12 protein-coding genes are annotated in these 13,921 nt (G+C 70.4%); 6 read left to right on the top strand and 6 right to left on the bottom strand.

Translation table 11 applies throughout. The annotated features are described in order from the left end of the window. Positions 1 to 48: 48 nt before the first annotated feature. The 4 genes from ACWDV4_RS08710 to mraZ form a co-directional block, all read right to left on the bottom strand. On the bottom strand, positions 49 to 2,319 hold the full coding sequence (locus tag ACWDV4_RS08710; protein ID WP_449975981.1) for a peptidoglycan D,D-transpeptidase FtsI family protein: 2,271 nt from the start codon (positions 2,317 to 2,319) through the stop codon (positions 49 to 51). A 2-nt stretch (positions 2,320 to 2,321) separates the two neighbouring features. After that, positions 2,322 to 3,014: a hypothetical protein gene (locus ACWDV4_RS08705; RefSeq protein WP_449975980.1), complete on the bottom strand. Its 693-nt coding sequence runs from the start codon at positions 3,012 to 3,014 to the stop codon at positions 2,322 to 2,324. After that, complete coding sequence (gene rsmH / locus ACWDV4_RS08700) at positions 3,011 to 4,204, bottom strand: 16S rRNA (cytosine(1402)-N(4))-methyltransferase RsmH (RefSeq protein WP_449976271.1); 1,194 nt, start codon at positions 4,202 to 4,204, stop codon at positions 3,011 to 3,013. The genes ACWDV4_RS08705 and rsmH overlap by 4 nt, the downstream gene beginning before the upstream one ends. A 218-nt stretch (positions 4,205 to 4,422) precedes the next feature. Continuing rightward, positions 4,423 to 4,854, bottom strand: a complete 432-nt coding sequence (mraZ, locus tag ACWDV4_RS08695; protein WP_449975979.1) for a division/cell wall cluster transcriptional repressor MraZ — start codon at positions 4,852 to 4,854, stop codon at positions 4,423 to 4,425. A gap of 426 nt (positions 4,855 to 5,280) precedes the next feature. On the opposite strand from mraZ, the gene ACWDV4_RS08690 reads away from it, so the two are divergent. The 3 genes from ACWDV4_RS08690 to ACWDV4_RS08680 are packed head-to-tail and all read left to right on the top strand — an operon-like array spanning position 5,281 to position 7,938. Then, complete coding sequence (locus tag ACWDV4_RS08690; protein WP_449976270.1) at positions 5,281 to 6,528, top strand: MurT ligase domain-containing protein; 1,248 nt, start codon at positions 5,281 to 5,283, stop codon at positions 6,526 to 6,528. Further along, a complete protein-coding gene (locus ACWDV4_RS08685) occupies positions 6,518 to 7,237 on the top strand; it encodes a type 1 glutamine amidotransferase (protein ID WP_449975977.1) in 720 nt (239 codons plus the stop codon). Before ACWDV4_RS08690 ends, ACWDV4_RS08685 begins: the two co-directional genes overlap by 11 nt. Next, positions 7,234 to 7,938, top strand: coding sequence for a TVP38/TMEM64 family protein (locus ACWDV4_RS08680; RefSeq protein WP_449975976.1), 705 nt, complete (start codon positions 7,234 to 7,236; stop codon positions 7,936 to 7,938). Before ACWDV4_RS08685 ends, ACWDV4_RS08680 begins: the two co-directional genes overlap by 4 nt. A 14-nt stretch (positions 7,939 to 7,952) precedes the next feature. On the opposite strand, the gene ACWDV4_RS08675 is transcribed toward ACWDV4_RS08680, so the two are convergent. Together ACWDV4_RS08675 and asnB are read right to left on the bottom strand one after the other, a co-directional pair. Further along, entirely contained in the window at positions 7,953 to 8,909 is a 957-nt protein-coding gene (locus tag ACWDV4_RS08675) for a diiron oxygenase (protein ID WP_449975975.1), read from the bottom strand. A gap of 17 nt (positions 8,910 to 8,926) precedes the next feature. Then, positions 8,927 to 10,789, bottom strand: coding sequence for an asparagine synthase (glutamine-hydrolyzing) (asnB, locus tag ACWDV4_RS08670; RefSeq protein WP_449975973.1), 1,863 nt, complete (start codon positions 10,787 to 10,789; stop codon positions 8,927 to 8,929). A gap of 588 nt (positions 10,790 to 11,377) precedes the next feature. Between asnB and ACWDV4_RS08665 the strand changes: the two genes are divergently transcribed. The 3 genes from ACWDV4_RS08665 (at position 11,378) to ACWDV4_RS08655 (ending at position 13,901) form a co-directional block, all read left to right on the top strand. Further along, positions 11,378 to 12,397 (top strand): beta-ketoacyl-ACP synthase III, encoded by a 1,020-nt coding sequence (locus tag ACWDV4_RS08665; protein WP_449975971.1) that lies wholly within the window; start codon positions 11,378 to 11,380, stop codon positions 12,395 to 12,397. 62 nt (positions 12,398 to 12,459) lie between these two features. Continuing rightward, positions 12,460 to 12,690 carry an acyl carrier protein gene (locus ACWDV4_RS08660; protein WP_449975970.1) on the top strand — a complete coding sequence of 77 codons (231 nt, stop codon included), beginning with the start codon at positions 12,460 to 12,462 and terminating at the stop codon, positions 12,688 to 12,690. Continuing rightward, positions 12,687 to 13,901 carry a beta-ketoacyl-[acyl-carrier-protein] synthase family protein gene (locus tag ACWDV4_RS08655; RefSeq protein ID WP_449975969.1) on the top strand — a complete coding sequence of 405 codons (1,215 nt, stop codon included), beginning with the start codon at positions 12,687 to 12,689 and terminating at the stop codon, positions 13,899 to 13,901. Before ACWDV4_RS08660 ends, ACWDV4_RS08655 begins: the two co-directional genes overlap by 4 nt. Positions 13,902 to 13,921: the final 20 nt, after the last annotated feature.

Genomic DNA, 13,921 nt, shown 5'->3' with positions numbered 1-13,921 from the left:
GCCCCGGTAGTTCGCCCGCACTAACCGATGATGTCGCGTTTCAGCCGGTCACCGGGGATAGACGACAAAGTTGGGGGGGTTCGTACCGGTCGGTGGTACCCGATAGTGCCGCAAAGTGAAACCCATCATCTCTTTGAAGGCCGGGCTGGCGATGTCCCCGCCACCGCCCTTCGGGGTGTGCGCGAAGACCGCGATCACGTACCTCGGGTTGTCCGCCGGGGCCATTCCGATGAAGGAGGCCACCTCGCCGGGGACGTACTTGCCGTCGACCAGCCGGGAACCGGTGCCGGTCTTGCCGGCCACCCGGTAGCCGGGGATGGCGGCCTTACGACCGGTGGCGTCCGGGACCGTGGTCACCGCCTCCAGCATGGTCCGCACCGCTGCGGCGTTCTCCGGGCTGACCACCTGCTGGGTACGGGGTGCCGGGGCGGCGGTCCGGGTGCCGTCCGGGGCGATGGTCTCCTTAACCAGGTGCGGCTGCACCCAGGTGCCGTTGTTGGCGATGGCGGCGTAGACGGCGGCCATCTGTAGGGGCGTGGCGTCCACGCTGTGCCCGATCGGCACCGACCCGTACGACGAGCCACTCCACTTGTCGGGTGTCAGCAGCCGCCCGGCCGCCTCGCCGGGCAGGCCGACCCCGGTCGCCTGACCCAGGCAGAACTTCTGCTGGTATTCGTACAGCTTCTCCTTGCCCAGCGCGTCGGCGACCTTGATCGTGCCGACGTTGGACGAGTAGGCCATGATGCCGGGCAGGCTCATCAGGGTGCCGGCGGGTGCCGGGTGGGTGTCTCGGAACGTCTGGTCGCCCCGCTTTATGGCCGGTGCGACCGGCACCTTCGTGTCGGGGCGGATGACGCCTTCTTCGAGAGCGGCGGCGAACACGATCGCCTTGTGCACCGAACCGGGGTCGACCACGAAGCTGGTGGCCGCGTCCTCCCGATCGGTGGGCTTGGTGTTCGGGTCGAGCGGGTTGGCCGCGTCGTAGGTCGGATGGCTGGCCTGGGCCAGCACCTCGCCGGTACGGGCGTCGAGCACGACAGCCGCCCCGGTGCTGCCGGCGACCCGCTCCATCGTCTGGCTGAGCACCCGCTGTACCTCGTACTGGAGGTCTCGGTCGATGGTGAGCTGGATCGAGCTGCCGGGCTGTGCCTCGGTGATGACCTCGTCGTGGCCGCCCGGAATCGGCGCGGCCAGGTCACCGAGCCCCACCTCGAACTCCCGTCGGCCGTTGACTCCGCGCAGCACCTCGTCGTAGCGGGCCTCGAGCCCCTCCAGCCCGATCATCTCCTCGCCGACGAAGCCGAGCAGGTTTGCCGCCAGGTCCCCGCCGGGCACCTCCCGCCGCTCATCGCGGTCGATGTTGATGCCGGGGAGTTCGAGCGCCATGATCTTCTTCGCTGTGTCGATCTCCACCCCTCGGGCGAGGTACTCGAACTCCGACTGCCGCCCGTCGGCCAGCTTCCTCGGTGCCATCCGCTTCAGTAGCTCCGAGCGAGGGATGCCGAGCAGCGGGGAGAGCGCCTCGGCGGCGGCGGCGGGATCCTTGAGCCGGGTGGGATCGGCGTAGACGTAGCGCGCCTCGACACTGAGCGCCAGGGCCGCACCGGACCGGTCGTAGATCGCCCCTCGGGGGGCCGGTACGTCCACCGTGACGATCCGGTCCCGGACCCCGCCGTTGGCGTACACCTGGGCCGGTAGCACCTGGAGCACGATGAGCCGGATCCCGACGACGGCGAAGAGAACCACGACGAGCAGGGTGCCCACCCGCAGCCGGCGGTGCGGGTCGGCCAGCCGGGGCGGACGGGGTGGTTTGCGGGACGGCCGACGCCGCGCTGCCGGCGGAGCGGGCCGCCGCGCCGGGCCGGCCCCGCCTCCGGACCTGGGTCGCCGACGGGGTGGCGGCGGTGGGTCCGTGACGTTGTTGTCGCTGCGGACTGGTCGTACCGTGCGTCCGGTGCCCGCCGCGCCGGTGGTGGTGCCGACCGCCGGTGCCCGCCGCGCGGTACGACCACCGCCGGTCCGGCCGCCGTCGAGCACCTGGAGCGCGGGCCGGAACGGGTCCGTCGACCGGGTGGCCCGAGGGGTACGCCGAAGGTCCGCTGTCTCGCGTACGGTCCGACCCCGTGGCGTGTACGCCCGGGCACCGGAGATGCCGCCCACGCCCGATTCGCCCGGCGGCTGGTCACCTGGGCTCCCGGTTCGGCCGGTGGCTTCCCGGCCCGTGCTTCGGCCGGTGGCTTCGCGATCCGCGCCCCCCCGCGACGACTCGCGCCGGGACTGTGGTGTGTCCCGGCGCGAGTCGCCCGATCGCGGCGCCACGGTCAGCCTCCCGTGCCCTGCTGGCTGGTGATGGCCGGCTGTCCGCCGGCCGGCTGCGGAATACCGATCACCCGACCGTCGGGCAGCCGGATGAAGGCCGGCGGACCGGACTCGACCAGGCCCAGCTTGCGGGCCCGGGCAGCGAGGTTGCCCGGCGCCTCGGCCTGGGCGATCTCCTTCTGTAGCTGCTGCTCCTGGATGTCGAGGCTGGCCTGCTGCTTCTGCAGCTTGTCCAGCCGGAAGGCATTCTCGTTGATCTTGGTGTTGACCACCAGGATGCCGAGGACCCCACCGACCACGACGGCCAGGATCAGCGCCACGAATGGCGCCTGCGGCACCCGTACCGGCGGTGGCGGGGCCACCTTGAGCCGGGGCGGTGCCACCCGGGCCGGCCCGCCGCCGGCCGGGTGCGCCGCGCGCGCCCGGGCCCGGTTGGTCCGGTCGCTGACCGCCGTCCGGTCGCCGGTGGCCGGTTCCCATTCCTGCGGCTGGAGTGCGGCACTACCCTGCGTCGGAAACTCGCGGACCCCCCGTGCGCGAGCGTCCCGACCCCGGGTGTTGCGCGTCGGCGAGGTGCCGACGCTCGAACGCGTGGTCCGCTCCGCCACGATCCGGCCCCCCGACCGTGGTACGCGCTGCCCAACGCCGCGATCCGCGCCAAGGTGCTCCCGGCGGTCGCGCTTGCTTTCGTTCATGTTCCCTCCCCCTCTACTTCCGTCCCCGTTTCGTCCTGGAGCAAGCCCTTTCGCTCCACTGTGGAGGCGCCGCGCAACGCGCTGGGCGTACGCAGTGCCTTCCCGCCTCGGCGGGACCGTTCGCGGTCGGCCCGCCTGGTTCGTTCCGTGCCGGTGACGCTCTCCGGGTCGATCCGCTCCGCCGCGCGCAGCCGTACCGAAGCGGCACGCGGGTTGGCGGCGACCTCCGCCTCGCCGGGTAGCTCGGCGCCGCGGCTGAGTAACCGCAGCGTCGGGCCGGTGCCCGGCAATTCGACCGGTAGGTCGACCGGGCCGGTGCTCCGGGCCCGAGCAGCCAGTGCCTGCTTGGTGATCCGGTCCTCCAACGAGTGGTAGGACAGCACCACCATGCGACCGCTCAGCGCGAGTGCGTCCAGAGCGGCTGGCAGCGCCGCCTCCAGCGCCGCCAGCTCCCTATTTACCTCGATCCGTAAAGCCTGAAACGTTCTCTTTGCCGGGTGTCCGCCCGTACGTCGGGCTGGCGCGGGAATCGACTCCCGCACCAGCTCAGCCAGCCGGGCCGACGAGGTGAGTCGGGCCTTCTGCCGCTCCCGGATGATCGCCGCCGCGATCCGGCTGGCGAACTTCTCCTCGCCGTAGACCCGTAGTACCCGGGCCAGGTCGGCATGGGAGTAGCTGTTGACAACCTCCTCGGCTGTCGCCCCCCGGGTCTGGTCCATCCGCATGTCCAGCGGCGCGTCCTGGGCGTAGGCGAAGCCCCGGTCCGGCTCATCCAGTTGCAGCGACGAGACCCCGAGGTCGAACAGCACCCCATCGACCTGGGCGTACCCGAGTTCGTCGAGCACCTCTGGCAGTTCGTCGTAGACCGCGTGCACCAGGTGGATCCGGTCGGCGTACGGCGTCAGCCGGGCCCGCGCGTGGGCCAGGGCCTCCGGATCCCGGTCCAGTCCGATCAGGACGGTGTTGGGGAACCTGGCGAGGACTGCTTCAGCATGCCCGCCCAGCCCGAGCGTCGCATCGACGTGCACGGTACGATCGCCGCGACTACCATCACCACGGTTACCATCGTCATGACGACGATCACCACGGTTACCATCGTCATGACGATCACCACGGTTCAGCGCGGGGGCGAGCAACTCCATGCACCGCTCAAGCAGCACCGGCACGTGCGTGCCACGAAGCTCCCCCATGTCGACCCCCACCGACCCCACCGTCTCTTCGTTATCCGTCTCGCTCCACCACGTTCCGCAGTGCCGCGCTGTCTCCGTCATACCGCCAGATCCCCATCCGCTCTGCTCCACCGGTCAGCCATATTGGCATCGACCTTGGATCGTGGCGCCTGGCATCGGGGAAGGGATGCCAGGAGCAGGAGCGGCTGGAGATCTCGCAGTACGTCGGGCGCATCGCCCTACAGTCCGCCCGGCAGCACCCCCTCCTCGATATCAGCGAATTCGTCTTCGCTCTCCGTGAGGTAGGTCTCCCAGGCCTGCTTGTCCCAGATCTCCACCCGGGTGCTCGCGCCGATCACCACCAGTTCCCGATCCAACGCCGCATAGGTCCGTAAGTGGGCCGGGATGGTGACCCGGCCCTGTTTATCGGGGACCTCGTCGTGCGCGCCGGCGAAGAAGACCCGGCTGTAAGCTCGGGCCGCCTTGTGAGTCACCGGCTGCTGGCGTAACTGGTCGGCAATGCGTTGGAACTCGGGCATCGGAAAGACGTAGAGACAGCGCTCCTGGCCTTTCGTGATCACGACACCCCCCGCCAACTCATCCCGGAACCTTGCCGGAAGAATCAGCCGACCCTTGTCGTCGAGACGCGGAGTGTGGGTGCCGAGAAACACCGGCCCAACCCCCCTTGCCCCTGAGCGGCGTTTCGCGTCGCCGCTGACCCCCCGGGCCGGCGGGCCCCTCCGGCCCCACCAATGCGCCCCACTCTACTCCACTTCCCTCCACCCGCAACCAGAATCGCCCGGGAAACACGCCCATGTCATGAGCAAAACCGCACGTCAGAGGGGGTGGTGCGGAGTGGAGGGGGTGAGCGCCCGAGGCACCGTCCGCTTTCCGACATAGATCGACTCGGCCGTACCGCCAACCGGTCCCGACCACACCGCGATTGCGCCGACACGAAAAAGCTGCTAGGGCATTCGCCATCGACCGACGTTGACCTCTGCCATGACGTCACCCGGCCCCGGCGCGGCGTCCCCCGGTCCGCCCCGGCCCCCGGCCGCTCCCGGTCCGGTAACCTCGCTCGCGTGACGGACGCGAGAATGCCTTTGCGGGCAAAGGTCGCCAGTTCGGTGTCGCGCACCGCAGCGGCGCTGTCCCGGGCCGCCGGCCGAGGCGATGGATCGGTGATCGGCGGTTGGATCGGGCTCAAGATCGATCCAGACCTGCTGGCCCACCTGGCAGCCGGACGGGCCATCGCCCTGATCTCCGGCACCAACGGCAAGACCACTACGACCCGGCTGGCCGCCGCCGCCGTGGGCGTACTCGGACCGGTGGCGACCAACTCGTTCGGCGCCAACATGCCGACCGGACACACCTCGGCGCTGGCCAAGGCGGGCAGCACCCCGTACGCCGTACTGGAGGTCGACGAGCACTACCTGGCCCAGGTCCTCGAAGCCACCGAACCCAGGGTGGTCGCCCTGCTGAACCTCTCCCGGGACCAGCTCGACCGGGCCAAGGAAGTGTCGATGATGGCCCAGCTCTGGCGGGCCGCACTGGTTCGGCACCCCGACATCCGGGTGGTGGCCAACGCCGACGACCCGATGGTGGTCTGGGCCGCGACGCCCCCCCAGCAACGCAGCAACCATCTCCCCCCGCCGTCGATCACCTGGTTCAGCGCCGGGCAACGCTGGCACGACGACTCCTGGGTCTGCCCGGAGTGCGGCTCACCGATCGAGCGCTCCGGTGAACAGTGGTGGTGCACCGGCTGCCCGCTGCGCCGCCCCACCCCACACTGGGTCGTCGAGGACGACGGTGTGGTCGACCCGCACGGCGCGTGGCACAAGATCGTTCTCCAGCTCCCCGGCCGGGTCAACCTCGGCAACGCCGCCACCGCACTGGCCGTCGCGGCCCAGTTCGGCGTACGCCCCACCGACGCGGTGGGCCGGCTGTCCAGCGTCACCTCGATCGCCGGGCGGTACGCGCAGGTGACCCGCGACGGGCGCAACATCCGGCTGCTGCTGGCCAAGAACCCGGCCAGCTGGCTGGAGGCGTTCGACATGGCCGAGTACGCCCCGACCCTGCTGTCCATCAACGCCCGGGACCCCGACGGGCTGGACACCTCCTGGCTCTACGACGTCGACTTCTCGCCGTTGCGGGGCCGGCAGGTGCTGATCACCGGGGACCGGGCGTACGACCTCGCCGTCCGGCTGGACGTCAACGACGTGCCGTTCCAGCACGTACGGTCCTTCGGCGACGCGGTCGCATCGGTGCCACCCGGACGACTCGAAGTGATCGCGAACTACACCGCGTTCCAGGACATCCGAGCGGAGTTGGACCGTGTCAACTGAGAGCCTGCGCATCGTCTGGATCTACCCGGACCTGCTGTCCACCTACGGCGACCGGGGCAACCTGCTGATCCTCGCCCGGCGGGCGATGCAGCGCGGCGTGCCGGTGGAGGTCGCCGAGATCCGGTCCGACCATCCGCTGCCGCACAGCGCCGACATCTACCTGCTCGGTGGTGGCGAGGACGGTCCGCAGGCGCTCGGCGCGCAGCGCCTGCTCGCCGACGGCGGACTACATCGGGCCGTCGCGCGCGGCTCGGTGGTCTTCGGGGTCTGCGCCGGCTACCAGTTGCTCGGCACCTCGTTCTTTGCCAAGGGCGCCAAGTGCGCCGGCCTGGAACTGCTCGATCTGCACTCCGACCGAGGGCCAAGCCGGGCCGTCGGCGAGCTGGCCGGCGACATCGACCCCCGGCTCGGGGTGCCACAGCTGAGCGGCTTCGAGAATCACGGCGGCCGTACCCACCTCGGCCCCGGGGTCTCCCCGCTGGCCCGGGTCACCGCCGGGATCGGCAATGACGGCACCTACGAGGGGGCCTGGCGCGGCAAGCTGCTCGGCACCTACGCCCACGGGCCGGCGCTGGCCCGCAACCCGGCCCTGGCCGATCTGCTGCTGTGCTGGGCGCTCGGGGTCAACAACCTTCCGCCCCTGAACGACACCTGGACAGAGCGGCTGCGCTCCGAACGCCAGGCTGCCATCGCCGCTGGGCGCCCATGATCGCCGCCGCCCGACGGCTGGTCCGCCAGCGGTCGGGCCGGCGATTCACCCTGCTGCTGGTCATCCTCGCGCTGTTCGGCCTGGCCATGCTCCTGGTGCCGCTGCCATCCATGGACGAGGTGCCCGGGCTGGCTGACCCGCTCGGCCCCTTCGCCCCAGTGGTCGCCGTGCTCGGCGGCGCACTGCTGCTGGTAGCGCTGATCCCACGTACCTTCATCTCGATGGCCTGGGGGGCGATCTTCGGATCGCTGACCGGAGCCGGGTACGCGCTGGCCGCCGCGATGCTGGCCGCCGCACTGGGGTTCACGGTCGGACGGCTGCTCGGGCGGGAGTTCGTGGCGGAGCGGGTACGGGGCCGGCTGGCCCGGCTCGACGGCTGGTTCGCCCGGCAGAGCATCCTCGGGGTGATCAGCGTACGGCTGATCCCGATCGGCGGCTTCGGCCTGATCAGCTACGGCTACGGCACCACCGGCGCCCGGGCGGTGCCGTACCTGATCGGTAGTCTGCTGGCCTCCATCCCGTCGGCGTTCGGCTATGCCGCGGTGGGGGCGGCGGTCGTCTCCCCCACGGAGGTCAACTGGCTGGCGGTGGCCCCGGCGATCATCGGGCTCTTCACCACCAGCTGGCTGGTGAGCCGCTGGTGGCGGGCGGAGCGGAGCAACCGTACGACCGTGGTTCCCATCGGCGACGTCAACGGCTGACCTCCTGACGACGGTTATCCGGTCAACAGGCCCCGCTGATGGAAGTACTCCTCGGTCCGGCCGTCAGCGAGGGCACCGATGTCCCGCAGCAGCCGGATCGTGCTGCGGGCCTCGTGCCGAACCTGCCGCAGTACCACCTCCTCCGGGTGGGACGACGCGACGATCAGCCGGGCCTGGCCGGTGGAGAACCGCATCTCGCGCAGGATCCGACGGTGCTCGGCGTCGTCTGGGCTGAGGAAGGCCAGGATGAGGTCGGCCAGGCCGGGGCCGAGCAGGGCGCGCACCTGCGGATCCAGCACCGGCCACACGGTCTGCCCCACCCGCGCGAAGTACGCGTGATGGGTCCGCTCGTCCGCCGCGTGGTCGGCGAACATGCTGCGGACGAAGGGCACCACCGACCGGTCTGCCGGAATGTCGGTCAGGGTGGCCGAGATCAGGGTCTCGGACACCATGGCGGCTGACAGGTCCACCAGGTCACGCAGTCGGGACGGGACCTGCCGGCGTAGTCGACCGACCGCCCGGGCGAACTGGGGTCGACCCGGTCGCGGCGCCCGGATCCCGGTGGCCGCCTCGACCTGACGCCGGACGTCCTCCGAGAAGAGCGCGTGGTACGCCTCGTCGCAGTAGATCCGGTACGCGTCGAACCGCATCGCGTCCGGCAGCGGCACGCCGACGTCGCCACGGGACAGCCGCAGCACGACCGGATTGACGATCTCCTGTTCCAGGATGGTGGTGAAGTCCAGGTAGGAGTAGAGCCGTCGGGTGAGCAGCTCCGCGACACCGGCCTCCCCCCGGTCGGCCAGCAGCGGATGGCCGGCCGCCGGGGTGAGCGCCGCCGAGTAGTGCAGCCCGACGGCCCCGTCGCTGGCGGCGGTCCGGCGCGGCTTGCTGCGTACCGCGCTCCGGGCGTCCCAGTCGCCCAGCACCGACCGGTAGTCCGGGGCCTGGGACCGGGGTGGAGAGCCACTCATCACATGACCCCGGCGGCTCAGAGCACCAGCCGGACCTGGTATCCGGCCAGCCAGTCGTTGAGGCTCAGCATGATCTCCTTGGTGAACCGGTTGACCAGCCGTCCCGCCGCGCCGGACGGGTCCGCCAGATAGGAGCGCGCCGTGGCGACATCCATGATCGGCCGGATCGGAGCGCTCTCGTCGCGGATCAACTCACCGAGCCGGACGTCCAGCCACGCGTCGTAGCGCGGATCGTCGGTCGGCGGGTAGCCCGCCTTGCGCCGGTACAGCACCGACGGCGGCAGCAGGTCCCGCACCGCAGCACGGAGCAGGCTCTTCTCCCGCCCGTCGAAGCTCTTCATGGCCCAGGGGGTGTTGTAGACGTACTCGACCAGGCGGTGGTCGAGGAACGGCACCCGTCCTTCGAGGGAGGCGGCCATCCCGATCCGGTCCTTACGGTCCAACACCACGGTACGGAGATATCCGGTGATGTCGAGGTAGCTCATCTCCCGCATCCGGCGATCGATCTCGGGCTCACCGTCGAGGACCGGCATCTTGGCCAGCGCAGCGCGATACAGCTCCCGCTCGTACTCCTCGGCCTCCAGCGACCGGGACAGCTCCGGCGCGAGCAGCCCGGTCGTACGGGCCTGTAGCTTCGCCGAGATCTGCCGCGCGAACTCCAGGAAGGGCAGGGTGCCGGGGCGGGCGAAGCGCGGATCGTGGTACCAGGGGTAGCCGCCGAAGATCTCGTCGGCGGCGTCTCCCATCAGCGAAACGGTGCACTCCTGCCGGGCTGCCCGACAGAGCAGATAGAGCGAGGTGTCCAGGTCGCCCATCAGGGTGGGTATGTCCCGGGCACGCAGTACCGCCGCCCGCACCGCCGGATCGGTGAGCTGTTGCGTACTGAGTTCGACCCGGGTGTGCATCGTCCCGAGGTGCCGTGCCATCACCTCGACAAACGGGTAGTCCGGCGTGGTGCGGGCCTCGTCGGGATCGAAGGCGTCGGCATGTCCCACGTAGTCGACCGAGAACGTCCGCAGCTTCTCGTCGCCCCGTTCGCGTAGGACGACGGTGGCCAGGGCGGCCAGGGCACTGGAGTCCAGTCCACCGGAGAGGAACATCCCGATGGGTACGTCCGACACGACCTGCCGCCGAACGCTGTCGGTGAGCAGTTCACGGACGGTGGCGACGGTCGTGTCCAGATCGTCGACATGTTCCCGGGCGGGCAGCACCCAGTAGCGGCGCACGCTGTGCCCGGACCGTCTGAACTGGACGATCGTGCCCGGCTCCACCTCCTTGACACCGCGAAAGATTCCATGATCCGGCGCCTTGGCCATCGTCACGATCGCCCGGAGGCCATCCAGGTCGACCTCGGGGGTCATCCCCGGGTGCCGCAGCAGTGCCTTGATCTCCGAACCGAAGACCGCCCCGTCCTCGGTATGGGCCCAGCACAGCGGGTAGATCCCGAACCGGTCCCGAATGAGGGTCAGCGTCTCCGTCCGGCCGTCCCACACGGCAAAGGCGAACATCCCGAGCAGCCGCTCGGCGCACTCCACGCCCCACTCCAGGTAGGCCCGCAGTACCACCTCGGTGTCGCTGGCCGTATCGAACTGGTGGCCCCGGCCCGCGAGTTCGGCCCGCAGTTCCTGGTAGTTGAAGATCTCACCGGTGTAGGCCAGGGCGACCGGCTCCTCGCCGGACCGCTGATGCACCATCGGCTGGGTCCCGCCCGCCAGGTCGATGACCGACAGCCGGCGCACACCCAGCGCGGCGTGCGGGCTGAACCAGACGCCCCGGTCGTCGGGCCCCCGTAACCGGTGCTCGTCGGTCATCTCCGCCACGATGACCCGCGCCGCATCGTCCAACCCGCGATAACTGAGAAGCCCGGCGATCCCGCACATCGTCGCCCCTTTCCTATTGGCACATCCATGATCGACACGGGCACCGACGATTCTTCGGCCCTTCGTCGTCCCGCGAGCAGGGGTGACCGACGTTTCGTCGGCCGCCAATGTCCGACCACCGGTAACGTCACGTCGATTGCTGACTGAATTGCCCCACATACTCCCGCCGAGTCGGCGGCAGCAGAGCATTATCGTCGCTGGTCGGGCCGCTCACACCGACGCGCCCCCTGGCGCGGATGTGACGTTTTGGCCACCCCTGGAACACCTTGACCATCCCGTTGTCCCCCGTGGACCTCCTCGTCATCAGACGTGTTGGCACCCGCAACCCGACCGTGACGGGCCACGGCAGGTGCACCGGAGTCTATGCGCTCCGAACCGTCCGACGCGAGTCCGAAGGCATATCAAATGCGGGGGAACCCGTTCCGTGGACAACCCGATCCCAGTCACCATCACCAATACCAACCCTCGACACCGGCGTGAATCTGCGACTAGTCTGCCTACGCATGCGGAATCACGCCGAAGGCCACCGGTCGACATCAGCGGATTCGGCAAGCCAGGGGTGTCGGCCGACACGGGGGAAAGACGGTCATGCCTACTAGTGGGCGCGCTGCGGTCATTTCTGCCGTTGCCGGCTGGATCCCGCCCGAGAAAAGGACCAACGCCGATCTGGCACCCCGGCTCGGCGTATCCGTCGACTGGATCCGGTCCCGTACCGGCATCACCACCCGACGGGTCGTCACACCCGGCACCGCCACATCAGACCTGGCGGTGGAGGCGGGCCGCCGGGCGGTCGAAGCGGCCGGCGGGTCCGAAGTACAGGCCGTCGTGCTCGCCACCACGACACCGGACCACCCGTGCCCAGCCACCGCACCCGACGTCGCCGCCCGGATCGGTCTCTCCGGAGTGGCCGCGTTCGACGTCTCCGCCGTCTGCACCGGATTCCTGTACGCCCTCGCCACCGCGCAGGGCCTGATCGCCGCGGGCACGGTCGACGCGGTCCTCGTCATCGGGGCCGACGCGTTCACCACGATCGTCGACCCCACCGACCGGTCGACCGCCATCCTGTTCGGCGACGGTGCCGGTGCCGTCGTCCTGCGGGCTGGGGAGAGCACCGCACCGGGTGCCCTCGGCCCCATCCTGCTCGGCAGCGACGGCAGCGACCATCCGCTGATCCAGGTGCCGGGTGGCGGATCTCGACAACGATCGACGGGTCAGCCGGCGACGCCCGGCGACAACTACTTCCAGATGGATGGGCGGCGGACCTTCCGGCGCGCCGTCGAACAGATGACCGAGGTCTCCCAGAAGGCGTTGGCCGCCGTCCGGTGGCGGCCCGACGACGTCGACCGGCTCGCCACCCACCAGGCCAACGCGCGGATCATCGCAATGGTGGGAGACGCGCTGGAGGTGCCGGCCGAGCGCCGGTTGAGCAACATAGACCGGGTCGGCAACACCGGCGCCGCCTCCATCCCCCTGCTGCTCGCGCAGGCCGCCGCCGACGGGCGGCTCCGGGCCGGGCATCGGACCCTGCTGACCGCGTTCGGCGGGGGACTCACCTGGGGGGCGACCACAGTCGTCTGGCCCGACCTACCCACACCGGTGACGGTCTGACGCTGCGCCGGCCGCCACCACGATCGGACCTGTCCACGCCACACCGACCCCCAGGAGCCCCCGTGTACGGCCTACTACAGGAGATCCTCGTCAACCGGCTCAAGCTGTCGCCGATGACCATCACCCCGGAGGCGACCAGGGACGACATCGATCTGGACTCGCTCGCCGTGGTCGAGCTGGCCATCGTGCTCGAGAAGGAACACGGCATCCGGATCAGCGACGACGACCTCCGCGACGCGGAGACCGTGGCGGAGATCGTCCGACTCATGGAGCAGAGCGTGGCGGCCGCATGACGGGATTCGCCGCGGCCGTGACCGGAATCGGCCTCGCCGACCCGGCCGGGATCGGGGTGGAGCGGAGCTGGGCGACCCTCCGCACCGGCCGGTCCGCTGCGGCCGTGGACCCGGACCTGGCCGGCAACCCGGTCGGAATCTCCTGCCGGGTGCCCGGATTCGACGCCGCCGAGTTGCTCGGTGCCCGGCGGGCCCGGCTCCTCGACCGTTCCGCGCAACTCGCCCTGGTCGCTGCCCGGCAGGCGGTCACCGCGGCCGGGCTAGACCCGGACGGTTGGGACGGTGCCCGGGTCGCGGTCGTCCTCGGCACCGCGGGCGGCGGTATCGGCACGGTCGAGGAACAACACCCCCAGCTACGACAGAATCCCGAGTGGGTTTCCCCGATGCTGCTGCCGATGTACCTGCCGAACATGCTGGCCGGCCAGATGTCGATGGAGTTCGGGGCCACCGGACTGAGCACGGTAGTTGCCACGGCCTGCGCTTCAGGAGCCACCGCCATCGGCATGGCCCGGTCTCTACTGGCCGCCGACGTCTGCGACGTGGTGCTCACTGGCGGCAGCGACGCGTTGGTCACGCCGCTGATGATGGCCGGGTTCGCCCGGATGGGTGCATTGTCCCGCCGCACCGACCCGTGTACCGCCTCCCGCCCCTTCGACGCGGAGCGGGACGGTTTCGTGGCCGCTGAAGGGGCGGGCATCCTCGTCCTGGAACGAGCCGCCGACGCGCGGGCCCGTGGCGTGACACCCATCGGCTTCGTGGTCGGCTACGGCGCCACCACCGACGCGCACCACGTCACCCGGCCCCACCCGCAGGGGCGGGGCATCGAGGCGGCCGTACGGCAGGCACTGGCGGACGCCGAGGTCTCCCCGGACGCCGTCGAGCACGTCAACGCACACGGGACCTCCACCCCGCTCAACGACCTGGTCGAGGCCCAGATGCTGGCACGGGTGTTCCCGCACGGTCCGCTGGTCACCTCCACCAAGGGCGTGACGGGTCATCTCCTCGGCGCGGCCGGCGCGGTGGAGGCGATCTACACCCTGCTCACCCTCCGGGACGGCGTCGTACCGCCGACCGCGAACCTGGACCGGCCGGGTGAGGAGATCGAACTCGACATCGCCCGGGAGGCGACCCGACGGTCGGTCCAGCTGGCCCTGAGCAACTCCTTCGGCTTCGGCGGCCACAATGCCGTCCTGGCCCTGGCCGCCGCCTGAGTCGCCACACCATCGGTCAG

The sequence above is a fragment of the Micromonospora sp. NPDC003197 genome (assembly GCF_053590565.1).
The sequence above is the reverse complement of the archived record's forward strand: the minus strand, read 5'-3'. Positions and strand labels throughout refer to the sequence as shown.